Below are 22,165 nucleotides of genomic sequence, written 5' to 3'. Positions count from 1 at the left end.
CCGTGACCGAACTCGCCCTCGCCGTCCGGGACCTGCTGCGCGCCAACGGGGAGGCCACCCACGGCCTGGCCCGGCGCCTCGGCGTCGGCGTCACCGACGCGATAGCGCTCGATCACCTGCTCAGCAGTCCGGACGGGCTCGGCCCGACCGAGCTCGGCCACCGCCTCGGCATCCGGTCCGCCTCCGCGACCACCCTCGTCGACCGCCTGGAGGCCGCCGGGCACGCCGAGCGCGTACGCCACCCCTCCGATCGCCGCCGGCAGACCGTGGTCGCCGGCACGCACACCCGGCAGCAGGCCGCCGAGGCCCTGCACCCGCTGATCCAGCGGATCGAGGCAGCCGCCGCCCGGCTGGCGCCCGGCGAGGTCACCGCCGCGACGGCGTTCCTGCGCGAGGTCACCGAGGCGATGCGCGACTACGCGGACCAGCGATGATGGCGACGTTGCGGCGGTTGCTGGTCCTCCCCCGGGTGATCTGGTACGCGGCCCGCGCGCCCCGCGACCGCGTGTGGGACACCTACTGGCGCGACATCGGCACCGGCGGCGCGCACGGCGACGTGCTGTGGGACGGCGCCACCGACCGCGGCACCCGATGGTGCCTGGACCAGGCGCAGCGCCATTTCGACCCGGCGCTGCCGGTGGCGGACGTGGCGTGCGGCAACGGCACCCAGGCGGTCCTTCTGGCGGACCACTTCGACAGGGTGCTGGGCGTCGACGTGTCCGGCGAGGCGGTGGCGCACGCCCGGCAGCGGGCGGCGGGACGGCCCGGGCTGTCGTTCCGGGTCGCCGACATCACCCGGCCCGGCGCCGGCCGGGAGCTGGCCGCGGACCTCGGGCCGGCGAACGTGCACATCCGCGGCCTGCTGCACATCCTGGACGAGCGGCAGCGCCGGGCCACCGCCGAGAGCCTCGCCGACCTGGCCGGCGAACGCGGGGTGGTGCTGCTGGTGGAGACCGCCGGGGCCGGCGGGGCGCTGCGCTATCTGGAACAGCTGGGGGTACGCCTGACCGCGTTCCCGCAGACCGTGGCCCGCTGCCTGCGGGCCGGCCTGCCGATCCCCCGCGACTTCGGCGAACGCGAGCTGGCCCGGGCGTTCCCGGCCGATCGCTGGCAGGTGCTGACCAGCGGCACCACAGACCTGGACGTGGTGGTGACCGGCGGCCCCGCGGCGGTCCCCGCCTTCTACGCGGTGCTCAAGCGCCGCGATCAGCTGTCACGTCCGCCATGACCACCACAACGACCATCGATCGGGTCGGACGCGGGCTGGCGCGCCGCACCCGGTAGCTGGAACGCTCGGGCAGCAGCACCTCTGGTTAGCATGCCGGGATGGCCAAGCGCGACGAGATGTCGGCATTCATCCCCTCCGCGGTAGGACCGCTCAGCCCAGCCCCGAAGAATCTTGGGTGGTATCGAGGCGACTGTCATGTGCACTCGCAGCGGTCGCACGCCGCCGAGTTGACGCCGGAACAGCTCGCGTCAGCGGCTCGTCTGGCGCTGGGCATCGCATCCGGACAGGTGATCGACTGGAGGTATGCGCTGCGCGACAACCGCATCAGCCAGGCCTTGGCCCAGGTTCATCGCGTCGAAGGTCTGTGCGTTGCGGCTCACCCCCACGCCCCGTACCCCACCGGCACCTTCGCGTATCCGTTCGAAGGCATCGACGCGGTTGAGGTGTGGAACGGGCTGTGGACCTCCGACCTGCCCTGGAACGCCGACAACGAGGCGGCTTTGGCCGAATGGGGCCGCGGTCTGGCAGCCGATATCCACCGTGGCCGGTGGCGTCCAGCGGTCGGCAACAGCGACGTTCATCTGCGTGGGCAGATCGGCACACCACTCACGGTGGTACGGGCACCGGAACTCGAGTCCGGTGCCATCCTCGCCGGCATTCGCGCCGGGCGTTGCTGGATCGGCGAGTCGGCTACGGTTCAACTCTCCTTCACTGCCGAAGCCGGTGACCGCGTTGCCGAGATCGGTGATCAGCTCAAGACCGACGGTCAGACCGTCGTGGTGCGGGTGCAGATCAGCGGCGTGCCGTCCGGGAGGGTCTCTTTCCACACCGACCGTGGCCGCTCCTACGAGGAGGCCTTGTCCCACGAGGGAGCGGGTTCGATCACATGGTCCACCGACATGCGGGAGTCGATGTTCGTCCGTGTCCAGGTGCGTCACGCCGACGGGCGCATGGCAGCCCTCACCAATCCGATCCTCTTGAGCTGACCACGTGACCCTCGCTGAGACGTCGCATGATCACGGAGGGCGGCGTGGGGCCCGGGTGTCCTCCTTCGAGGGCTGCAGCACGAGTTCGGTTCGGCCGCACGCGCAGGCCCGGAGACCGGGACTGTGGCAGGGTAGGTGCGGTGACGTTCCAGCGCTGCACCGACCTGTCCGCCGCCGACTGGCTCGTCCAGTCGGCCACCGACGCCGAGCAGCTGATCCTCTTCGGGCCGGCGGAGTTCGAGGCGTACGCGCGACTGCGCTACATCCCGGACCCCGCCTGGCCCGGTCAGCGCGAGACCGACATCCTCGTGGCCGAGGATCACCCGTCCGACCGGGAACAGGCGCTGGCGGCACTACGGCTGCTGGCCGGATTCACGTCCACCCCACAGGACGGCTGTTTCGCGGTGTGGGACGGCTACCCGGGCGTGACAGTGCCGCCGGGCCCACTGCTGACCGGGCTGCCGTACCGGCACTTCCACCTGCTGCGCGGGCCGCTCTCCGCACTGTCCGGCTGGGAGGCGGAGATCAGCGACATGCCGCCCGCGATGGTGTGGCCCGCCGACCGGGCCTGGTTCTTCGCCAGCGACGTCGACCCGACCTGGGCCGGCATCGGCGCCACCCGCGCGGCCATCGACGCCCTGATCGCCGCCCCTGACCTCGACGTGGTGCCGGCCGACCCTCGTCTACCCCTGGCGCAGTAGCTGCTTCGCGACCTCGGCGGTGAGCGTCGTCCGCGTCAGCGTGTGATGCGTGCCGTCGGCCCGGACGGGAGCCTCACCGTACGCCGTCGTCCTGGTGCTCACCCGCAGCGAGCCGGCCGGCTTGCGGGCACCTCGGAGGCGGTCCGGGGCGGCTGCGAACCGGTGTGACGAAGCGATCTCGCTCGCAGCGGCGTCGGGGTGGAGCGGGAGGTCGAACGGCAAGCTCAGAAGCTGTAGTGCGAGTAGCTGTAGGGGCGGCCTCGTTCGTAGACGGCACGCAACCGTGGCTGCCGCACCTCGGGCAGCCGGGCCAGAACGCTGAGGAAGATCCGGCCGTCGGGCTCGAAGCGGTAGCCCGGGTGGAGCGCCGGCAGGGCCTCCGGCGGGATCGGGACCGACCGCCCGACCGGCTTCGGGTCGCGATGGAACGCGAGGTGCCGCCAGGCGTCCCAGGCCAGCGGGACCGGCTTCACCGGCGGGGCCACCGGCCAGAGCTCGCCGGTCTGCGGATGGTCCGGGACGAGGGCGAAGTCGCCGCCGGCGTCCGGGAGACCGGGCCCGGCCAGGACCAGGGTGCGATGTGACCCCGTGCCGGCCGGGCCGACGAGACGGTCGAGAGTGGGCCGGAGAACCTCGGCGACCCGGTGATCCCGGATCGTCACCGGGTCGCCGCCGGAGACGGCCAGCAGGTGTGCCAGCGCAGAGCCTGTGGCGGCCGCCCACATCGGGTTCCAGCCGCCGTCCGGTTCGGACGGCGGGACACCGGGCCGCAGGCTGATCAGGTCCGCCCAGTCGAGTGCCGGGTGCGGGCCGGGACCGTCCTCGATCACGCGGGTGGTCAGCGGGTCCAGCCAGATCGCCTGGCGCAGGCCACAATCGTCGATCCGGATGGCCACCGGGGTGCCGCAGCCGACGCAGACCATGTTGGGTTCGCCGCCGTCGAGGCCACAGCACGCCGTGTCACCGGCGAGCGCCGGGTCGATGACGACGCCGCGGACGTCCCCCGGTGTGAGCAACACCTGGCCGGCCGGCCCGGTGGAGATGCCGAACCTCGGCGCGTACCAGCCGAGCGCCTCCGCCTCATCGGGTTCGAGTTCCGCCCAGGGGCGCCATGGCGAACCGGAGGGCAGTGGATCCAGCGCGAACGTGCCGGGCTCCAGTGCCGGTTCGAGCGACCCCGGCCCGTTCCCGTACTTCTGGTTCGCGTGGACGGGCAGAGCCACCTTCGACACCGCAACCGTGACAGGTGCGCCGCAGTTCCTGCAGCCGAAAATCGTCATGTATCTCCCGCGCGTCGACTGACGCCAATCTACGACGGGGGGTCAGACCCGTACGTCGCGGGTGATCAGGTCGTCGATGGCGGCTGCTGTCATCGGGCGGCCCAGGTGCCAGCCCTGCGCGGCGTCGCAGTCCAGGCGCCGCAGCCGGGCCAGCTGTTCCGGGGTCTCCACGCCCTCGGCGATCACCGACAGGTCGAGGACGTGCGCGAGGTCGATCAGGGTGGCCACGATGTGCGCGTCGGCGGGGCTGCCGCCGTCCTTGAGCCCGTCGACGAACTGGCGGGCCAGCTTGAGCACCCGGACCGGCAGGGTCCGCAGGTAGACCAGGTTGGAGTAGCCGGTGCCGAAGTCGTCGATGGCGATCCGGATGTCGTGCCCGGCGAGGGTCCGCAGCGCCTCCATCGGCTCGCCGGAGGACTCCATCATCGCGCTCTCGGTGAGTTCGAGCTGCAGTGACTCCGCCGGCAGGCCGGTGTCGGCGAGGACCGTCAGCACGTCGCCGACCAGGCGCGGATCGTACGTCTGGGCGGTGGCCAGGTTGACGCTGACCACGAACGGCGTGAACCGGCGGCGCCAGGCGGCGGCCCGCGCGCACGCCTCCCGCAACACCCACCGGCCGATCGGCCCGATCGCGCCGCTCTCCTCGGCCAGGTCGATGAACACGTCCGGGGACAGCGTGCCGAGGCGGGGGTGGTGCCAGCGCAGCAGCGCCTCCACACCGAGCAGCCGGCCGGTGCCCACGTCGACGAGCGGCTGGTAGACCAGGCCGAACTCGCCGCGGTCCAGGGCGGTCGGCAGTTCCTCGGCGAGGGTGTAGCGGGCCACCTGCACGGCGTTGAGTTCGGCGTCGTAGCAGAGCCAGCGGCCCCGCCCGGCGGCCTTGGCCCGGTACAGGGTGAGGTCGGCGGCCCGCAGGATCTCCGCCGGGCCGCTGTCGCGGGCCTGCTGGGCGACGATGCCGATGCTGGCCGACACCCGGAACTGGTGGGTGCCGGCCTGCACCGGGTGTTCCAGGCTGGCGAGGATCCGGTCGGCGACCGCGATCAGGTCGTCCTGGGTGGCGCCGGTGGCCAGGACGACGAACTCGTCGCCGCCCATCCGGGCGACCAGGTGGCCGGACTCGTCGGCGCAGCGGTGCAGCCGGCCCGCGATCGCGACGAGGAGCCGGTCGCCGACGTCGTGGCCGAGGCTGTCGTTGATCCGTTTGAAGCCGTCCAGGTCCAGGTAGCAGAGCCCGACCCGTTCGTCCGGCCGCTGGAACGCCGCGGCCAGCCGCTCGGTGAAGCAGGCCCGGTTCGGCAGGCCGGTGAGCAGGTCGTGGGTGGCCTCGTACCGCAGGCGTTCCTGCAGCCGGTGGTGTTCGGTGACGTCCTCCATCATCGCCACCGTGTACCGCGGGGTCCCGGTGTCGTCGCGCAGCAGCGAGATGGTCACGGTGGTCCACACCTCGGTGCCGTCCTTGCGGGGGTACGCCTTCTCCATCCGCACGTAGTCCCGCGCCCCGCTGATCACCTCGTCGTAGCGGGCCCACATGTCCGGCACGTCGCTCGGGTGGACCAGGTCGTGGACGGTGAGCGCCCGCAGTTCGTCCTCGGTGTAGCGCAGCAGCCGGGCCAGCGCCGGGTTGGCCCGGACGATCCTGCCGTCCACGTCGGCGATCCCGATGCCGATCGCCGCGTCCCGGAACAGGGTGCCGAACCGGGCCTCGCTCTCCCACAGCGCCCGTTCGGTCTCCTTGTGGGCGCGCAGCACCGCCTGCCCGATGCGTTCCTGCTCGACCAGGGTGCGGCCGCGCAGGGCGGCGGCGTACCCGGTGGCGAGGTCGGCCTGCACCTCGGTGATCCGGTCGGTGACCTGCTCCGGGTCCGTGCCGAGGGCGGTCAGCAGGGTGCGCAGCGGCGCGCCGAACGCGGTGAGCGAGGCGCCGATCGCGCCGGGGTCGGTGAGCCCGGCGTGCACCAGGGACTCGCCGATGTCGGCGCCGATCCGCGGGTCGCGGGCGCCGCCGGCCAGCGCCGCCAGGAGGCGGTGCGTGTGGCCGTGCAGCATCGCCTTCAGTTCGGCGGGGCTCAGCGGCTGGAATCCGGCCTGCCGCACGGCCCGCGCCCACTGGCGGACGAACCGCGCGACGGCGGTGTCACGCTCGGACATCACCCGCGAGGATCCCCACACCCGCGTACGCGGCGGTGCGCTGCGGATCGGGGTCGGGCTCCTCCCCGGGCTCGGGCCGCCAGGTGGTGAGGAGCACCAGGCCGGGGTCGACCAGGGTGAACCCGTCGAAGTACCGCAGCAGCTCGTCGTGGCTGCGCAGCCGCAGCGCCGAGTCGGTCTGGTCGGACAGGTCGTAGGCGGCGAGCACCTCGGGCGGCTGGCCGTCGCTGGTGACGTGCGAGAGCAGCAGGTAGCTGCCCGGGCCGACGGCGTCCCGCAGCTGCTTGATGATGCCGGCGGGGTCGTCGGAGTCCGGCAGGAAGTGCACCACCCCGGCGAGCAGGATCGCCACCGGCTGATCGAAGTCGAGGAGACCGGTGGCGCGGGCCTGATCGAGCAGGTCGGCGGGCTCCCGCAGGTCGGCGCAGACCACGACGGTGTACGGGTCGTCGCGCAGGATGGTCCGGCTGTGTGCCACCGCGACCGGGTCGATGTCCACATAGATCACCCGGCTGCCCGGGGCGGCCGCCTGCGCGATCTCGTGCACGTTGCCGGCCGTCGGGATGCCGGAGCCGATGTCGAGGAACTGCCGGACGCCCTGGCCCACCAGGTAGCGCACGGCCCGCCGCAGGAAGACCCGGTTGGCCCGCATGGTGTCGCCGACGTTCGGGGTCATCCGGATGATCTGCTCGGCGAGCTGCCGGTCGACCTCGAAGTTGTGCGCGCCGCCCAGGAAGTAGTCGTAGACCCGGGCGTTGCTGGGACGGTCCACATCGATGTCGGCGGGAACCCAGTCCAGTTGATCCGGCACCTGTACCTCCACGGAGGGTCGCGAATCCGGTTCGCGGAGTGTACCGGTGCGATCAACCCCGGCAGCGATCGGGTTCGATCTCTGCCGGGCTCTCAGGACGCCGAACGGCCGCGGCGGGCGAGGGTGAGGCCGCCGAGCAGGCCGGCGATCGCCAGCACGGCGACGGTGGCGATCAGGTTCCAGGGCGGCCCGGTACGGGTCGCCGTGGTGCCGGCGATCCAGTCGGCGAGGTTGTCGACCCGGGCGCTCATGTCCGGTCCCGGGTGCGGGCAGCCGGGGCCGGTGCTGACGATCGCGACCAGGACGGGTTCGTGGCCGGGGGTCTCCCGGAAGTACGGGCCGCCGGAGTCGTGCGGGCACGGGCTGGTGTCCGGGCGCGGGGCGTGCCCGGACGCTTCCACGAGGGTGTCGCCGACGGCGCCGACCAGGAACCGGCCGGTCTGCAGCCGCTGCGGCGGAGCCGTCCCGCCCGGGCCGGTGACCAGTCCGAAACCGGTCAGCCGCAGCACCTCGCCGCGCTCCGGGGCGGTGGTGGCGAGCCGGATCGGGGTGATGCCGGGGACGTCGGCGGCGAGTTCGGCGAGGGCCACGTCGGTGTGGCCGGCCTGATGCACGGCGACGACGTCGGCCTCGTACCCCGCAACACTGTTGATCTCGGTCCGCCCGATGACGGCGGTGGTCCGCTCGGCGACGGTGCGGCTCACCCGCTGCCCCGAGGAGTCGCGGAAGCAATGCCCGGCGGTGATCACCCAGCGTGACGCGATCAGGGCGCCGGAGCAGGAGCTGTCCCGGGTGCCGCCGTCGTCGGCGGGCAGGCCGGTCATGGTGAGCAGGACCGCGAAGGGGTACGCCCCGGGCCGCGCGTCCTCACCGTTGGCGATCGCGGCGGCCGGCTGAGCGCCCGGCAGGACAGCGGCGGCGGCCGCCACGGCGACCAGGAGACAGTTACGGAGCGTGCCTGACAAGGGTGATCATCCATCCGTTCGGCGGTGGGGTCACCGATGTTCGCGCCGGGACCGTCGCGCGAGCGTCATCGCCGTCTTTATCAGCGGCTTATCTTCGATGTGAGAGCCTGTGCCGCGGTCGGGGCGGGCGGATCGGGGGCGGGGCATGCGGGTGCTGGTGGCGGACGACGAGCGGCTGCTGGCGGACACCGTCGCCCAGGGGCTGCGCCGGCTGTCCATGGCCGTCGACGTGGTCTACGACGGCGACACCGCCCTGGAGCGCCTCGGCGTGAACCGCTACGACGTGGCCGTCCTGGACCGGGACATGCCCGGGCGGACCGGTGACGACCTGTGCCGGTGGATCACCGGCTCCGGCGACAACACCAAGATCCTGCTGCTGACCGCTGCCGCCGGGATCCGGGACCGGGTCGAGGGGCTCGGGCTGGGCGCCGACGACTACCTGACGAAGCCGTTCGCGTTCGCCGAGCTGGCCGCCCGGGTGCAGGCGCTGTCCCGCCGGTCCGCGCCCGCGCTGCCGCCGGTGCTGGAGCAGGACGGCATCGTCCTGGACAGCACCCGGCACACCGCGTCCCGTGACGGGGAGCTGCTGACCCTGTCGTCGAAGGAGTTCGCCGTCCTGCACGTGCTGATGCGCTCCGGCGGGCGGGTGGTCAGCGCCGAGGAGCTGCTCGAGCAGGCGTGGGACGAGAACGCCGACCCGTTCACCAACACGGTCCGGATGACGGTGATGACGTTGCGCCGCAAACTCGGCGATCCGCCGGTGCTGCACACGGTCCGCCGCGCCGGGTACCGGCTGGGCCGATGAGGACCCGCTCCCCGGCGCGGCGGATGCTGGCGCTGTGCCTGCTGGTGCTGCTCGCCTCCCAGGCGGCGGACATCGCCGCGCCGCTGCTGGTCCTGCTCTGGGACGAGTTCGTGCCGCCGATCTGCGGGGTGCCGAGCGAGACCTCGTCGTACGCCTGCGACATGGTGTTCCGGCATCCCAGCATGATCGACGCCGGCACGTTGCTGCTGGTCCTCGGCGTCATCCTGGCCGCCTGCTTCCCGGCGGTCCGGTGGTGCCTGCGGCCGCTGCGGGACCTGGTCGCGGTGATCGCCGACGTCGGGCCGCAGAACCTCGGGTACCGGCTGCGGCCCGGGCCGGGCCGCGACGAGCTGGCGGTGCTCGGCCGGACCGTCGACGAGATGATGGACCGGATCGCCGTCGGGTACGAGGCCCAGCGCCGGTTCGCCGCCGACGCCTCGCACGAGCTGCGCACTCCCCTCGCCGTCCAGCGGACCCTGATCGAGGTGAGCATGGACGGTGACCTGACGCCCGAGCAGCTGGACCTGCTCACCACCCAGCTGCTGGCCACCAACGAGCGCAACGAACGGCTGATCGAGGGCCTGCTGGTGCTCAGCGAGAGCGACCGGGGCCTGATGAGCCGGTCCCCGCTGCGCCTGGACGAGATCGCCGCCGACGTGCTGGCCGCGCACCGGGCCCGGGCCGCCGACGCCGACGTGAAGATCACCCGGGACCTGCAGCCGCGGATCGTGCTCGGCGAGCGGGTGCTGCTGGAACGCCTGATCACCAACCTGGTGCAGAACGCGATCAAGTACAACCGGCCCGGCGGCACCGTGGACGTGCGGGTCGGCGGCGATCCGGCGCTGGTCGTGGTGAACACCGGCGAGGACGTGCCGCCGGAGGAGGTGACCGCCCTGTTCGAGCCGTTCCGGCGGCGGGCGGCCACCCGCATCGACCACAGCGGCGGCGCCGGGCTGGGCCTGGCGATCGCCCGGTCGATCACGCAGGCCCACGACGGCCTGATCACCGCCTCCTCCACCGGCCGCGACGGCCTCACCGTGGAGGTGGCGCTGCCCCCGGCCCGGAACGGCTGACCGTGGTGCTCTCCCGGACGACGAGGCGGGTGGCCAGCTCGATGCCGGTCTGGGTGGCGGCCCCGCCGCGGCCCAGGGCGAGGGCCAGCTCGGTCGCGGCCATAGCCATCTCGGTGAGCGGCTGCCGGACCGTGGTCAGCGGCGGGTCGATCAGGGTGGCGATCGGCAGGTCGTCGAAACCGACCACGCTCAGGTCGTCCGGCACCCGCAGGCCGAGGGTGCGGGCCGCCTGGTAGACGCCGACGGCCTGCAGGTCGTTGCCGGCCACGATCGCGGTCGGCCGGTCCGCGCGCTGCAGCAGCCGCATCGCCGCGTCCCGGCCGCCGTCGCTGGTCAGGGCGGCGGTGATCACGTCGGCGTCGCGGACCGGCAGCCCGGCCGACTGCAGCGCCGAGCGGTGCCCGTCGACCCGGGCCTGGCAGAACAGGTGGCCCGGCCCGCTGATCACGGCGATGTCGCGGTGACCGAGTCCGATCAGGTGGCGGGTGGCCGAGCGGCCGCCGTTCCAGTTGGTGGCGCCGACGTACGGGACGTCCTCGGCGAGTTCGCCGGCCGGGTCCAGGACGACGAACGGGATGCCGCGGGCCCGCAGCTGGTCCTGCTCGGCGGCGGACAGCTGGGCGACGGTGACGATGCAGTCCGGGCGGCGGGCGATGGTGTCGTCGATCCAGTACCGGATGGAGCTGCGGTCCGGGCCGAACTCGGTGAGCACCAGGCCGACCCGGTGCTCCCGGACCACCTGCTGCACCCCGCGGATGATCTCCACGCCCCACTGGTGTTCCAGCTCGTCGACGACCAGTTCCATCAGGTTGCTGCGCTGGACCGGGCTGGACTTGCGGTACCCGTGCTGGCTGATCAGCGCCTCGACCCGGGCCCGGGTGTCCGCGGCGACCCCGGCCCGCCCGTTGATCACCTTGGACACGGTCGGGACGGAGACGCCCGCGGTCTCGGCGATGTACGAGATGGTCACGGGTTTGACCGGGTCGCCCGGCCGGAGGTCACGCGGGCTCATGGTCGAACCAGTCGAAACGCATCGTGCCCTCGGCGGCGTACATGCCCAGGACCCGGCCGGTGAACCCGCCCGCGACCTCGGTGGACAGGTAGCGGCCGTCCAGTGCGGCGAGCACCCGGAACCCGCCGTCCGGGTCCTCGACGCCCAGGCGCAGCGTGTCCGGCTCCTGACGTGGATGGCCCTCGCCGGGGCGGGCGGCCACGATGTCGATGCGCAGGAGGACCGGGCCGGCCGGCACCGGCAGCACCGGCGTGGTGTGCCGGACCGAACCGAGCCGGGCGATGACCCGTACCCCGCCGTCGCCCGCCTCCACCTCGTAGTGGTGGCCCTCGTCGAGCCGGACGGCCAGGCCGCCGCGGCCCGCCGACGTGTCGGCCAGGGCACGGATGCGGCAGGACCGGTGCTGCTGGCGGCGGCCGGTGAAGGTGACCGACGGGTCGTCCAGGGAACGGTCGCGAGCGTGCAAAGTGAGCCAGCCGGGGCGGTCGGTCAGGGACCAGCAGCTGTCCGGGCGGGAACGCGGCGAGATCCAGCGCGGGTGCAGGGCAGGCCCGTCGAAGTCGTCGCGGACGGGGTCCGGAGCCGGCGGTTCAGCGGGCCACGGGGCGGTCATCTCCGGTTCCAGGGCGCCGACGACCGGCCAGCCGTCGTGCCAGGTGACCGGAGTCAGGAAGGTCTCCCGGCCGAGCACGTGCCAGCCCGGGGTGCCGCCGCCCGGGCGTACCCCCAGCAGCACCATCCACCAGGAGCCGTCCGGCGCCTGCACCAGGTCGGCATGCCCGGTGTTCTGGATCGGCCTGCCGCTGCCACGATGGCTCAGGATCGGGTTGGCCGGGCACGGCTCGAACGGCCCGTCCGGGCTGGTCCCGCGGGCGATCGAGACGGCGTGGCCGCGTTCGGTGCCGCCCTCGGCGATCAGCAGGTACCAGTAGCGGCCGATCCGGTACAGGTGCGGGGCCTCCGGGGCCTGCGCGCCCGGGCTGCCGGACCACAGCTTGCGCGGCTCGTCGAGCACCCGGCCCGCGACCGGGTCGACGCGGACCTGCCAGATCCCGGCGTACGTGCACCAGCAGTTCCCCTCCTCGTCCCAGGCCAGGTCGGGGTCGATGCCGTGGACCGCCAGCCGGACCGGGTCGGACCAGGGCCCGGCCGGGTCGTCCGCGGTGCAGATCAGGGTGCCGCCGCCGGGCGCGACGTTCGTGGTGATCAGCCAGAACCGGCCGTCGTGGTGGCGCAGCGTCGGCGCGTAGATCCCGCCGGACGACGGGGTGGCCGGCGGCAGCTCCAGCTGGCCGGGCCGGTCCAGCGCGTTGCCGATCTGCTGCCAGTGCATCAGGTCGCGGCTGTGGAGGATCGGCACGCCCGGGAAGTACTCGAAGCTGGAGCAGGCCAGGTAGTAGTCCTCGCCCACGCGGCAGACGCTGGGGTCCGGATGCATGCCGGCGATCACCGGGTTGGTGAAGGTACGGGTGGTGGCCGCGGTCATCCGGGCCCCTTCTGTCGAAAGAAAGTTTCAGGCCGATTCAAGCACGACTGACGTGGTGACCGTCGTGCTGCAGGCTTGGGTGACCCCTCCATTCTCGCCCATGCACGGACTTCTCTTCGTGGAAACATTCGCGTCACTGACGGAAAATTTCTGCGGGAAGACAGCAGGGCCCGCTTCGATCGCGGGTTTGGTCGGCCATGAGAACCAGCCGGAGGTGGCGCTGTTACGGTGCTGGATCACATATTCATCATCGTCACGGGGAGGAACCTTGCGTTCACTCAAGGTTGTTGTTGCTGCTGTCCTGTTCGCTGCGATGGGGGCCGGCTGCTCCGGCGGGGATTCGGCCGCGTGTGAGGCGATCACGGCGGAGCTGAAGACGATCGCCGGCAAGGGCATGGGGCAGATCGACGACCGGGCGGGGCTGGCCAAGACGTACACGGACGGCGCGGCGAAGGTCCGCGACGAGGGCAAGAAGGCCGGTGGCGACGTGGAGACCGCCGCGAACGAGCTGGCGGCGTCGATGGACGACTTCGGGCGGATTCTCAGCTCGGACGCGGGCGAGATCCCGGACGCGGGCGCGTTCAGCAAGGCGAGCGTCAAGGTCGCCGAGGCCTGCAAGTAGTTTCGCGAGTGCGCTCGTGGCCGCCGCTGAGGGCGCGGCTGATGAACGGCTTCCCGGGGTTGCTGCTGTGGTTCCCGGCGCTCGCGGTGGTCGCCGCGGAGACGCCGCTGCCGGACTGGTCAGGGCTGATCCTCGTGGCCGGTGGAGCGGTGCCGGGCCGGCGCGGGTTCCGGATACGGGCGGACTGCGCGGACCGGAGGGTCACCGTGCACGGGTACTTCCGGAACCGGACGATCCCCTGCGCCGACATCGACCGGGTCCACCGGGGGATGGAGCGACGAACAGGGGCGGGACCGGTCGACGCAGCTCGCGGCGTACCGGCTGAGCCCGTACCGGTCGTCGCTCCAGCCCGCGCAGGACGAGAACCTGCGGCGGCTCGACCGCTACGTCAGGAGAAACGGACCGCGGCGAGGCCGGCGGTGATCAGCAGGCCGAGACCGTTGGTGGCCCAGTGCAGGGCCGCCGCGGCGAGCAGGCTGCCGGACCGGCGGCGCAGCTCGCACAGCAGCAGCCCGGCCAGGGCGGTGAACCCGACAGCGCCGGCGACGGCCAGGAACTGACCGGTGCCGCCGGTGCCGAGGACCGAGCCGACCGCCTCGTTGGCGCTGTTCAGCCGCAGTGACGGCAGGATGTGCCACAGGCCGAACAGGACCGACGAGGTGACGCTGGCCCACACCGCGCCGCGGTGCCGGTTGACCAGGCCCATCAGCACGCCACGGAACGCCACCTCCTCGAGCAGGACGGTGCCGAGCGGGACCATCACGAACGCGGTCAGCAGGGCGGCGCTCAGGTGCAGGTGGTAGCGGACGTCCTGGAAGGCGGGCCGGGTGAACGGGATCGCCGCCCCGATCGCGTAGACGACGGCGACCACCGCGACCGAGCCGATCGCCCATTTCAGGCCGGGCACGAGGGTACGCCGGGAGAGTCCCAGGTCGTGCCAGGTGAGGCCGGCGCGGCGGCCGAGCAGCACCAGCGCGAGGGCGACCAGCGGGCCGGCGACCAGGCCGGTGCCGGAGGGGCCGTACTTGTTCGCGACATTGACCGCGGCCAGTATGACCACGACCGCTCCGAGGACGAGAGCGAGCCGGCGGCGGGAGAGGTGGAGGTGACGGGAGGGCACGAGGAAAAGAGCCTATCCTGCGCCGGCACAATCCGCTCGTTACGCAACGAAACGTGTAAGTCGCTCCGCGTTGGCACGGCGGAGTCCGGGCAGGTCGAGGGCGGTCAGCCGGCCGTCACGTTTGACGATTTCCCCGTCCACTATGACGGTGTGCACATCGGATGTGCCCAGGCAGGTGACGATCGCGCCGGCCAGGTCGGCGCCCGGTGACAGGTGCGACAGGCCGTCGAACAGGACCAGGTCGGCCCGCTTGCCGGGTTCCAGCGTACCGATCCGGTCGCCCAGGCCGATCGCGTGCGCGCTGTCGGAGGTGACGGCGGCCAGGAACTCGGCGGCCCGGCGCGGCCGGTTGAACCGGAGCGTGTCGCGCAGCGGCTCGAACAGGTCCGGCGGGGCGTCGACCGGGACGTCGGTGCCGAGCCCGGCCCGGCCCCCGGCGGCGGCGAACGTGCCCCAGGCGGATAGGCCGTGCCCCATCGTCGCCTCGACCACGGGCGTGACGGTGACGCGGGTGCCGGTGTCCACGAGCAACCGGGCCTCCTCCGGTGTCATGCCGTTGACGTGGACCAGGTGCAGGTGGGGGCCGAGCGCGCGGGCCTCGTACAGCCGCAGCAGTTGATCCTGACCGCCTCCGGCGTGCATCGTCGCGATCAGGCCGCGCCGCCGCGCCTCGCCGATCTGGCGCAGCGCGTCGCCGAACGAGCCGAAGGCGGTGGCGAAGACCGCGACCGCGCCGGTGATCCGGCCGCGCGGCGCGACGATCCGGGCGGGATCGGTGCCGACGACAGCGCGGATGCCGGCGGTGGCGTAGGCGTCGAGGACTGCGGCGGTGTGCTCGGGCGTGCGGGCGATGTTGGCGAAGTCGAGGACCGTGGTGATGCCGGCGTCCAGGGCTTCGGCGGCGCCGAGCAGGGTGGCGAGCCGGGCCGCTTCCGGGTCCATCGCGGCGGCGGCCCGGTCGAGGACGGCCCCGAGGTATTCCGGGAGGGTCATGTCGGGCCCGAGCCCGCGCAGCGGCGCCTGCCAGACGTGCCGGTGACCGTCGACCAGGCCGGGCGCCACGACGAGCCCGGTCGCGTCGATCGTCGCGGCGGCTGCCACGTGCGGGAACGTGCCGATGCCGGCGATCACGCCGCCGTCGACGAGGACGTCGGCGGCGGTGCCGTCGGCGAGCCGTCCCCCGGTGATGAGCAGATCCATGTCTCCTCCTGAAAAGCTTTTTAAAAAGCTAACTCAAAAGCTTTCTGAGCGCAACTAGGATGGCCGGGTGGGCAGGGACGTGGTGGATGAGATCGCCGGGGCGTGGGGCAGCGAGCTGCCCGGCGCGGTCGGTGCGGAGTTCGAGATCAGCAAGCGGGCCGCCCGGCTGTCCGCCCTGCTCAGCACGCCGGTCGAGGCGCGGCTCGGGCGGCTCGGGCTGACCAAGGCGGAGTACGAGATGCTGGCCGTGCTGCGGGCCGCCGGTCACCCTTACCGGCTGCGGCCGTCCGCGCTCACCCAGCGGCTCGCGCTCACGTCCGGCGGCACCAGCAACGTGCTGCGCCGCCTGGAGAGCGCCGGGCTGGTCGAGCGGGAACCCGACCCGGCCGACGCGCGCGGCTCCTGGGTGCGGCTCTCCCCCGCCGGGATCGACAAGGCCGAGGAGGCGGTACGGGCCGCGAGCGCCGCCCAGGCCGCCCTGCTGCGCGACGTGCCGCCGGAGACGAGCCGGGCCGCGATCGAGGCGTTGCGGGGGATCTTGATCGCGCTCGGTGACACCCCCTGACCCCTGACGGCGGGCCGCTGCACACCGTCAGTGGTTGATCCGTCGCCCTTTGAACCGTCGACCCTGCGTGTCCGTACCTTGCACGGGGAATCACATCGACGGTCCTGGGGGACGGCGTGGTGAAGCGGAACGGTGCGGACGACGAGCCGCGCCCGCAACTGCGGATAGCGGGGTACGTGCCGGGGCACGCGGAACCGGTCGCCGGACCGGAGCCGTACTCGCGGCCACCGGCCGACCTGCCGCTCAACGTTCCGAACATCTCCGACTACTGGCCGGACACCACGCAACAGCCCGCGCCGGCCCCGGCCGAACACTCGACCGCGGCTCCCGCGCGGACCCGCCGCCCTGCCGCCCTCGCCACCCTGCTGGCGGCCGTGGTCGCGGTCGGCACGTTCCTGCTGTCCCGACCGCTGACCCGGCCCGAACCTCAGCCCGTGGCGGCCGCCCCGACGACGACCACCGTCACCACCCCTCCCGCGGCGCCGGTCAGTGTCGCCCCCAGTGAGTCCCCGGCCCCGCCGCCGTCCTCGTCCGCTCCCTCGCCCTCATCGCCGGCGCCCACCACCCCGCCCGCGATGACCGCCGCCCGCTTCGAGCTGACCACCGGCGTCACCGAACTCTCCGTACGCACCGCCGACCTGGACGGCGACACCTTCCGCGTCACCACCCCGAAGGACTCCGGCCTCGACGTCGACACGACGTTCACCGACGGCGCCCTCAAGGTCCGCGCCGAACCGGACGGCTCCGACTCCGGCTCCGGACGGGTCGACGTGCTGCTCAGCGAGGACGTCGTGTGGCGGCTGCGGATGGGCGCGGGCGTGCACACCGCCTCGTTCGACATGGCGAGCGGCACGGTCCGCGACATCGACCTGATCGGCGGCGCGCAGACCGTCGACATCGAACTCGGCCGCCTCGACCGGACCCTGCCGATCCTGATGGCCGGCGGCGTCCACACCTGGCGGATCAGCACCACCCAGAAGGTGCCGGTCAGGATTGCGATGGGCAGCGGAACCGGCGGGCTCACCGTCTACGGCGACGACGAGGGTGGCGTACGGGGTGGCGAGACGATCCGAGCCGGCGACCTGGACGAGCGGCCCGGGCTCGACATCGACGCGGAGGCCGGCATCGGCTCCCTGAAGATCAGCCGCGATTGACGTACGGTCCGGACATGACCGCTCCCCTGGACGGCCTCCTGGTCGCCGACTTCAGCCGCGTCCTCGCCGGTCCGCTGGCCACCATGACCCTGGCCGACCTGGGCGCCACGGTGGTGAAGGTGGAACGTCCCGGTGGCGGCGACGACACCCGCGGCTGGGGGCCGCCGTGGACGTCCGGTTCGTCGGCCTACTTCGACGGGCTGAACCGCGGCAAGTACAGCCTCGCCCTGGACCTGACCGTGCCGGGCGACCGGTCGGCGGCCCGGGAACTGGCCGCCCGCGCCGACGTGCTGATCCACAACCTGCGGCCGGCCGGGATGGACGGTTTCGGGCTCGGCTACGAGACGGTGTCGGAGTTCAACCCGGCCGTCGTCTACTGCACGGTCACCGGCTTCGGCCCGGACACCGACCTGCCCGGCTACGACTTCCTGGTGCAGGCGGTCGGCGGGCTGATGAGCATCACCGGCGAGGCCGCCGGCGAACCCACGAAGGCCGGGGTGGCGCTGGTCGACGTGCTCACCGCCAAGGACGCGACGATCGGCATCCTGGCGGCGCTGCAGCGGCGGGCGCGCACCGGCCAGGGCGACCACGTCCAGGTCGACCTGCTGTCGAGTCTGCTCGGTGGCCTCGTCAACCAGGCCGCCAACTACCTCACCACGGGCGCCGCCCCGGCCCGGATGGGCAACCGGCACCCGTCGATCGCCCCGTACGAGACACTGCGCTGCGCCGACGCCCCGATCGCCGTGGCCTGCGGCAACGACCGCCAGTTCACCCGCCTCTGCGCCTCGCTCGGCATCCCTGAACTGGCCTCCGACCCCCGGTTCGCCACCAACCCGTTCCGCGTCGCCCACCGGGACGCCCTGGTCGCCGCATTGGAGGAGGCCCTCGCCGCCGACACCGCCGCGGCGTGGGAGCAGCGGCTGACCGCGGCCGGGGTGCCGGCCGGCCAGGTCGGCGACATCGGCGACGCTCTCGCCCGCGCCACCGCCTACGGCCTGAACCCGCTGGTCACCCTGCCGTCCGGCACCACCCAGATCCGCCATCCGGTCACGTACGCCCGCGCGTCCACGGCCCCGCCGTCGTCCCCGCCCGCTCTCGGCGAACACACCCCGGCGCTGCGCGCCTGGCTCGCCCAGCCGTCCGAGACGCCGCTGCCCCACCCCGGTCACTGATGCGGCGCGGCTGCCCAACTCGCCAGCAGGGGCAGCACCCGCGCCGTGGGCGAGTCGGGTTCGACGGTGTAGACGACCAGGCGCTGCTCCGGATCGTGTGGCCCGACGACGGACTCGATGCCGAAACTGAGCGGCCCGGCGGTGGGGTGGGCCAGGTGCTTGGTCACCGAGGTGCGGAAGGTGACCCGCTGGTCGTCCCACCACCGGGCGACGTCGGGATCGCCGCGGCGCAGGTCCTCCACCAGGTCGGCCAGGCGGCGATCGCCGGGGTGGCGTCCCACCTCGTAGCGCAGCGCTCCGACGGCGGCGGGGGCGAAGTCGGCCCAGTTCACGATCCGCACCCGCGCGCCGTGGTCCAGGAACAGCCAGCGCGCGAACGACGACCCCGGCTCCAGACCCGGCCCCAGCACCGCACGCAACATCCCGTTGCCGGCCAGCACCTGCGTACGCCGCCCCAGCAGCAGCACCGGCACATGGCTCAGTGCTCCCATCAGGCGCAGCATCCCCGGGTCGGGCCGTTGCGCGGCCTCCGGTCCCGCCCACCGCCGATGTGAGGCGGGGGCGGCCAGGTCCCGCAGGTGTGCGTGTTCGATCTCGTCGAGCTGCAGCGCCCGGGACAGCGCCTGCACCACCTCGTCGGTGACGGTGTGCTGGCGTCCCTGCTCCAGGCGGCTGTAGTGGTCCGGGCTCAGCCCGGCGAGCACGGCGAGCTCCTCCTTGCGCAGACCCGGAACCCGCCGGGGGCCGGGGAAGGCCGCGATGCCGGCCTGGGCAGGCGTCAGGCGGTCACGCCGAGACCGCAGGAACGCCCCGAGAGCAGCACGATCAGCAGGCACCCACCCAGCATAGGAGCCTGCGGCGGCACGAACCTGGTCATGGCATGCCCAGGCAGGACGCGCCCTGGCGCGTGCCGCGCGTCCCGGCTGAGGTAGTGATCATGACCTCCACCGGGACTCCTTCCGACCAGCGCCGCACCGTTCTGATCACCGGCTCCACCAGCGGCATCGGTGCCGCCGCCGCCCGCACCCTCGCCGCGCAGGGATGGCACGTCGTGGTCACCGGCCGCGATCAGGCCCGCGGCGCGGCAGTCGTCGCCGACATCGAGGGCAGCGGCGGACGAGCCGTCTTCGTCGCCTCCGACCTGACCGGCCCGCCCGAGGCGCTGCGGGACTTCGCCCGCGTCGCCACCGAGGCAGCCGGCGGGCGACTGGACGCGGTGGTCCACAACGCCGCCCTGTGCCCGGCCGTCGACACGGTGCGCCTCACCGACACCGACCTCGAGGCCACCCTCGCGGTCAACATTCGCGCCCCGCACGTGCTGACCGCGGCGCTGGCCCCCGGGATGGCCGCACGCGGCGACGGCGCGATCGTCGTCATCGGTTCCTGGATGGCTCACGTCGGGCACCCCTTCGTCGGGCTGTACTCCGCGACCAAAGCCGCCGAGATCCAGCTCGCCCGCAGCTGGGCCGCGGAGTTCGGTCCCCGTGGTGTACGGGTCAACACCGTCTCGCCCGGGGCGACCCGTACCCCGATCAACGCAGCCGACGGCGACGTCATCGCCCACATGACGGCCGGCACGCCCGCCGGGCGCCCCGGAACCCCCGAGGAGATCGCCGGCGCGGTGGCCTGGCTGCTCTCCGAGCACGCCGGTTACCTCCACGGCGCGGAGATCGCCGTCGACGGCGGCATCACGACGGCCCGCGCCGCCTAGACACGCGGACGAGCCGCCCCTCCGGGATCGGAGAGGCGGCTCGTCGGCGAAGGTCAGCGCTGGCGGGTCAGCAGACCCGGCCGGTACGGCCACTGGCCGTAGTCGCCGCCGGAGCCGGGCGCACGGCCCTGGTACAGCAGTTGCAGGTTGCAGGGGTCGATGGTCATGGTCTGGTCGGCGCTGGTGCGCAGCAGCTCACCGTGGCTGATGTCGTTGGTCCAGGTGGCGCCGCTGTTGGCCTTGCCGGCGAACGGGTTGCTGACGGTGGCCGCGTTCGGCGTCCACGAGCCGTTCAGGCTGGTCGCGGTGAACGAGCGGAAGTAGCGGCCGTTGGAGCTCTGGGCCTCGACGATCATCAGGTACTGGTTCTGGCCCTGCACCTTGTAGACCTGCGGCGCCTCGAACAGGTTCTCCGCGGTGTCGCTCATGATCGTCGTGTACGAGGAGCCGAAGTTGCCCGGGAAGTTCCCGATCGGCATGCTCGCCCGGTAGATCTTGCCGTTGTCACCGGCGAAGAACAGGTACATGTTCTGGCTGTCACCGATGACCGTCTGGTCGATCGGGCCGGTGCCGGAGCCGGTGATCGATCCGGTGAACAGGGGCTGTGCCGCGGACCAGCCGTTCGGGTTGGTCGGGTTGGTCGACGTGCGGTACATGAACGGCGCCGCACCCCACTGGTAGGTCAGCACCCAGATGTTCTTCGGCGCGAAGTAGAACAGGGACGGCGCGACCGCCCGCTGGCTCATCGCGTTCTGCGACGCCGAGCCCATCTGCGACCAGTTGGTGAACAGGCCGAAGTTCATCGAGCCCCAGTCGCTGCCGGCGCCGACACCGTGGGTGGTGGCGTACACGAGCTGCTGGCCGTTGTACGGCGCGACGGTGAAGTCCTTGAGCGACGCCCAGCCCGACCGGGGCTGCGCCAGCACACCGGTCGACGACCAGCGGTAGCTCGACGGCAGCGTGCAGGTGCCGCCCGGGTTGGACGGTGACGGCGACGTGCCGCCGACCCGCACCAGCTGCCACTGCTGATTGGCGCCGTTCCAGTCGCTGTACTGGACGATGTTGGCGTTGTCGGCGGTCGATGCGCCCTGCACTTCGACGGCCTTGCCGCTGTTGCGGTTGATCAGCTGGATGTAGCCGTCGATGTCCTGGATGCTGAATTGCTGGTTCGTGGTGTTGTTGTCGGTCCACTGCACGATCGAGCCGCCGTCGGCGGTCGAGAAGTTGTAGACCTCGAGGACCTTGCCGGAGTGCCGCGACTTCAGCCGGTAGAAGCCGCCACCGGAGTCGACGAACTGCCACTGCTGCTGGGCCTGGTCGTTGCGGGTCCACTGGGTGATGCGGGCGCCGTCGTTGGTGGCCAGGTTGTAGACGTCGAGGGCCTTGCCGCTCGTGCGGTTGACCAGCACATACGACGCGCTGGTGTCGATCGTGGCGGCGGACGCGGCGGTCGCGGTCACCGCGACGGCGCCGCCTCCGGCGAGCAGGACGAACGCGGCGAGAGCAGTGCGCCAGGGCCGCCGCTTCTGTGACGGTACGGGTGTGAGCTCACCCATCGACATGGGGTTCTCCCGGGGACTAGTGATGAAGGGAACGGGTGACCGCAGGACCGGGGGAATGATCCGGCAATCGAATTGAGAACGCTAACAATCGTGGATGCGATATTGCCAGAAGGTTTCGAGCGCATCAAGCTGTCGATATCCCTAAGTCGTGCGACTTTCTCGGGGCAGCGCACATAACGCTTTTCTTGAAAATTGTCGTCCAACAGTTCGGCACCTTTCTCGTGAGGGACCTGGCCGGCGACCGGGACGAGTCCCCGCCGTAGGCCGGCCGCGGGAGCCGGGCGCCGGGGTCCCGGTGCACGCGCTGGTGAGCCGTTGGTGGCGAAGGTTCCGAAGCCCGCCCCGCACGCGGGGCGAGCCGGCCACCCTCCTGCCATGACCGCGCTCCGGGCATCCGCGGCACCAGAACCATTCGGCCTACGCTCCGCGGACAGAGACGGGGCCAACCGCGCGTTGTCTGCGGCTGTCCACCGCGGTTTGGTGTGACTCTCTCCTGGCGTGCGGTATGCCGGTCACCGCGGCGCGGAGTGGCTCAAGAGGGGTATGCCCGGCTCGAAGTAG

General features: G+C 72.4%; 22 protein-coding genes. 11 read left to right on the top strand and 11 right to left on the bottom strand.

The window, feature by feature from the left end; translation table 11 throughout:
* Nucleotides 1-2: 2 nt before the first annotated feature.
* The 4 genes from ACZ3II_RS28345 (at nucleotide 3) to ACZ3II_RS28330 (ending at nucleotide 2,915) form a co-directional block, all read left to right on the top strand.
* Nucleotides 3-434 (top strand): MarR family winged helix-turn-helix transcriptional regulator, encoded by a 432-nt coding sequence (locus ACZ3II_RS28345; protein ID WP_465520858.1) that lies wholly within the window; start codon nucleotides 3-5, stop codon nucleotides 432-434.
* The gene (locus tag ACZ3II_RS28340) at nucleotides 431-1,228 is read left to right on the top strand and encodes a class I SAM-dependent methyltransferase (protein ID WP_465520856.1); all 798 of its coding nucleotides are present in this window, start codon (nucleotides 431-433) and stop codon (nucleotides 1,226-1,228) included. The genes ACZ3II_RS28345 and ACZ3II_RS28340 overlap by 4 nt, the downstream gene beginning before the upstream one ends.
* Nucleotides 1,229-1,326: 98 nt before the next feature.
* Nucleotides 1,327-2,214, top strand: a complete 888-nt coding sequence (locus ACZ3II_RS28335; protein ID WP_465520854.1) for a CehA/McbA family metallohydrolase — start codon at nucleotides 1,327-1,329, stop codon at nucleotides 2,212-2,214.
* Nucleotides 2,215-2,354: 140 nt separating this feature from the next.
* On the top strand, nucleotides 2,355-2,915 hold the full coding sequence (locus ACZ3II_RS28330; RefSeq protein WP_465520852.1) for a hypothetical protein: 561 nt from the start codon (nucleotides 2,355-2,357) through the stop codon (nucleotides 2,913-2,915).
* On the opposite strand, the gene ACZ3II_RS28325 is transcribed toward ACZ3II_RS28330, so the two are convergent.
* The 5 genes from ACZ3II_RS28325 to ACZ3II_RS28305 form a co-directional block, all read right to left on the bottom strand.
* Complete coding sequence (locus tag ACZ3II_RS28325) at nucleotides 2,898-3,137, bottom strand: hypothetical protein (RefSeq protein ID WP_465520850.1); 240 nt, start codon at nucleotides 3,135-3,137, stop codon at nucleotides 2,898-2,900. The genes ACZ3II_RS28330 and ACZ3II_RS28325 overlap by 18 nt on opposite strands.
* 2 nt (nucleotides 3,138-3,139) lie before the next feature.
* Nucleotides 3,140-4,195, bottom strand: a complete 1,056-nt coding sequence (locus tag ACZ3II_RS28320) for a hypothetical protein (protein WP_465520848.1) — start codon at nucleotides 4,193-4,195, stop codon at nucleotides 3,140-3,142.
* Between the two features lie 42 nt (nucleotides 4,196-4,237).
* Complete coding sequence (locus tag ACZ3II_RS28315) at nucleotides 4,238-6,346, bottom strand: putative bifunctional diguanylate cyclase/phosphodiesterase (protein WP_465520846.1); 2,109 nt, start codon at nucleotides 6,344-6,346, stop codon at nucleotides 4,238-4,240.
* The gene (locus ACZ3II_RS28310) at nucleotides 6,333-7,157 is read right to left on the bottom strand and encodes an SAM-dependent methyltransferase (protein WP_465520844.1); all 825 of its coding nucleotides are present in this window, start codon (nucleotides 7,155-7,157) and stop codon (nucleotides 6,333-6,335) included. Before ACZ3II_RS28310 ends, ACZ3II_RS28315 begins: the two co-directional genes overlap by 14 nt.
* Before the next feature lie 92 nt (nucleotides 7,158-7,249).
* A complete protein-coding gene (locus ACZ3II_RS28305; protein ID WP_465520842.1) occupies nucleotides 7,250-8,122 on the bottom strand; it encodes a S1 family peptidase in 873 nt (290 codons plus the stop codon).
* 145 nt (nucleotides 8,123-8,267) lie between these two features.
* Between ACZ3II_RS28305 and ACZ3II_RS28300 the strand changes: the two genes are divergently transcribed.
* Together ACZ3II_RS28300 and ACZ3II_RS28295 are read left to right on the top strand one after the other, a co-directional pair.
* Nucleotides 8,268-8,927, top strand: a complete 660-nt coding sequence (locus tag ACZ3II_RS28300) for a response regulator transcription factor (protein ID WP_465520840.1) — start codon at nucleotides 8,268-8,270, stop codon at nucleotides 8,925-8,927.
* Nucleotides 8,924-10,000: a HAMP domain-containing sensor histidine kinase gene (locus tag ACZ3II_RS28295; RefSeq protein WP_465520838.1), complete on the top strand. Its 1,077-nt coding sequence runs from the start codon at nucleotides 8,924-8,926 to the stop codon at nucleotides 9,998-10,000. The genes ACZ3II_RS28300 and ACZ3II_RS28295 overlap by 4 nt, the downstream gene beginning before the upstream one ends.
* Here ACZ3II_RS28295 and ACZ3II_RS28290 read toward each other — a convergent pair.
* Nucleotides 9,960-11,012, bottom strand: coding sequence for a LacI family DNA-binding transcriptional regulator (locus ACZ3II_RS28290; protein ID WP_465520836.1), 1,053 nt, complete (start codon nucleotides 11,010-11,012; stop codon nucleotides 9,960-9,962). The two genes, ACZ3II_RS28295 and ACZ3II_RS28290, sit on opposite strands and share 41 nt — an antisense overlap.
* Nucleotides 10,999-12,498, bottom strand: a complete 1,500-nt coding sequence (locus ACZ3II_RS28285; RefSeq protein WP_465520834.1) for a glycoside hydrolase family 43 protein — start codon at nucleotides 12,496-12,498, stop codon at nucleotides 10,999-11,001. Before ACZ3II_RS28285 ends, ACZ3II_RS28290 begins: the two co-directional genes overlap by 14 nt.
* A 268-nt stretch (nucleotides 12,499-12,766) precedes the next feature.
* Here ACZ3II_RS28285 and ACZ3II_RS28280 point away from each other — a divergent pair, with 268 nt between their 5' ends.
* Nucleotides 12,767-13,120: a hypothetical protein gene (locus ACZ3II_RS28280; RefSeq protein WP_465520832.1), complete on the top strand. Its 354-nt coding sequence runs from the start codon at nucleotides 12,767-12,769 to the stop codon at nucleotides 13,118-13,120.
* Between the two features lie 388 nt (nucleotides 13,121-13,508).
* On the opposite strand, the gene ACZ3II_RS28275 is transcribed toward ACZ3II_RS28280, so the two are convergent.
* Both ACZ3II_RS28275 and ACZ3II_RS28270 read right to left on the bottom strand, forming a co-directional pair.
* The gene (locus tag ACZ3II_RS28275; RefSeq protein WP_465520830.1) at nucleotides 13,509-14,240 is read right to left on the bottom strand and encodes a lysostaphin resistance A-like protein; all 732 of its coding nucleotides are present in this window, start codon (nucleotides 14,238-14,240) and stop codon (nucleotides 13,509-13,511) included.
* Nucleotides 14,241-14,279: 39 nt separating this feature from the next.
* Nucleotides 14,280-15,440, bottom strand: coding sequence for an amidohydrolase family protein (locus ACZ3II_RS28270; RefSeq protein ID WP_465520828.1), 1,161 nt, complete (start codon nucleotides 15,438-15,440; stop codon nucleotides 14,280-14,282).
* Between the two features lie 67 nt (nucleotides 15,441-15,507).
* On the opposite strand from ACZ3II_RS28270, the gene ACZ3II_RS28265 reads away from it, so the two are divergent.
* The 3 genes from ACZ3II_RS28265 (at nucleotide 15,508) to ACZ3II_RS28255 (ending at nucleotide 18,331) form a co-directional block, all read left to right on the top strand.
* Nucleotides 15,508-16,005, top strand: a complete 498-nt coding sequence (locus tag ACZ3II_RS28265) for a MarR family winged helix-turn-helix transcriptional regulator (RefSeq protein ID WP_465520826.1) — start codon at nucleotides 15,508-15,510, stop codon at nucleotides 16,003-16,005.
* Between the two features lie 119 nt (nucleotides 16,006-16,124).
* Entirely contained in the window at nucleotides 16,125-17,159 is a 1,035-nt protein-coding gene (locus ACZ3II_RS28260; protein WP_465520824.1) for a hypothetical protein, read from the top strand.
* Between the two features lie 14 nt (nucleotides 17,160-17,173).
* Entirely contained in the window at nucleotides 17,174-18,331 is a 1,158-nt protein-coding gene (locus ACZ3II_RS28255; RefSeq protein WP_465520822.1) for a CaiB/BaiF CoA transferase family protein, read from the top strand.
* Here ACZ3II_RS28255 and ACZ3II_RS28250 read toward each other — a convergent pair.
* Complete coding sequence (locus ACZ3II_RS28250) at nucleotides 18,325-19,167, bottom strand: helix-turn-helix transcriptional regulator (RefSeq protein WP_465520820.1); 843 nt, start codon at nucleotides 19,165-19,167, stop codon at nucleotides 18,325-18,327. The genes ACZ3II_RS28255 and ACZ3II_RS28250 overlap by 7 nt on opposite strands.
* A 101-nt stretch (nucleotides 19,168-19,268) precedes the next feature.
* Between ACZ3II_RS28250 and ACZ3II_RS28245 the strand changes: the two genes are divergently transcribed.
* A complete protein-coding gene (locus ACZ3II_RS28245) occupies nucleotides 19,269-20,042 on the top strand; it encodes an SDR family NAD(P)-dependent oxidoreductase (protein WP_465520818.1) in 774 nt (257 codons plus the stop codon).
* 53 nt (nucleotides 20,043-20,095) lie between these two features.
* On the opposite strand, the gene ACZ3II_RS28240 is transcribed toward ACZ3II_RS28245, so the two are convergent.
* The gene (locus ACZ3II_RS28240; protein WP_465520816.1) at nucleotides 20,096-21,604 is read right to left on the bottom strand and encodes a non-reducing end alpha-L-arabinofuranosidase family hydrolase; all 1,509 of its coding nucleotides are present in this window, start codon (nucleotides 21,602-21,604) and stop codon (nucleotides 20,096-20,098) included.
* Nucleotides 21,605-22,165: the final 561 nt, after the last annotated feature.

The organism is Actinoplanes sp. NPDC019969 (assembly GCF_055562375.1).
Note: the sequence above shows the minus strand (reverse complement) of the source record. Positions and strands in the feature narration are given on the sequence as shown.

Coding starts and splice junctions, on each gene's coding strand:
- ACZ3II_RS28255 (WP_465520822.1), top strand. CDS start 17,174: ATGACCGCTCCCCTGGACGGCCTCCTGGTCGCCGACTTCAGCCGCGTC.
- ACZ3II_RS28300 (WP_465520840.1), top strand. CDS start 8,268: ATGCGGGTGCTGGTGGCGGACGACGAGCGGCTGCTGGCGGACACCGTC.
- ACZ3II_RS28285 (WP_465520834.1), bottom strand. CDS start 12,498: ATGACCGCGGCCACCACCCGTACCTTCACCAACCCGGTGATCGCCGGC.
- ACZ3II_RS28295 (WP_465520838.1), top strand. CDS start 8,924: ATGAGGACCCGCTCCCCGGCGCGGCGGATGCTGGCGCTGTGCCTGCTG.
- ACZ3II_RS28315 (WP_465520846.1), bottom strand. CDS start 6,346: ATGTCCGAGCGTGACACCGCCGTCGCGCGGTTCGTCCGCCAGTGGGCG.
- ACZ3II_RS28270 (WP_465520828.1), bottom strand. CDS start 15,440: ATGGATCTGCTCATCACCGGGGGACGGCTCGCCGACGGCACCGCCGCC.
- ACZ3II_RS28290 (WP_465520836.1), bottom strand. CDS start 11,012: ATGAGCCCGCGTGACCTCCGGCCGGGCGACCCGGTCAAACCCGTGACC.
- ACZ3II_RS28245 (WP_465520818.1), top strand. CDS start 19,269: ATGACCTCCACCGGGACTCCTTCCGACCAGCGCCGCACCGTTCTGATC.
- ACZ3II_RS28335 (WP_465520854.1), top strand. CDS start 1,327: ATGGCCAAGCGCGACGAGATGTCGGCATTCATCCCCTCCGCGGTAGGA.
- ACZ3II_RS28340 (WP_465520856.1), top strand. CDS start 431: ATGATGGCGACGTTGCGGCGGTTGCTGGTCCTCCCCCGGGTGATCTGG.
- ACZ3II_RS28320 (WP_465520848.1), bottom strand. CDS start 4,195: ATGACGATTTTCGGCTGCAGGAACTGCGGCGCACCTGTCACGGTTGCG.
- ACZ3II_RS28240 (WP_465520816.1), bottom strand. CDS start 21,604: ATGTCGATGGGTGAGCTCACACCCGTACCGTCACAGAAGCGGCGGCCC.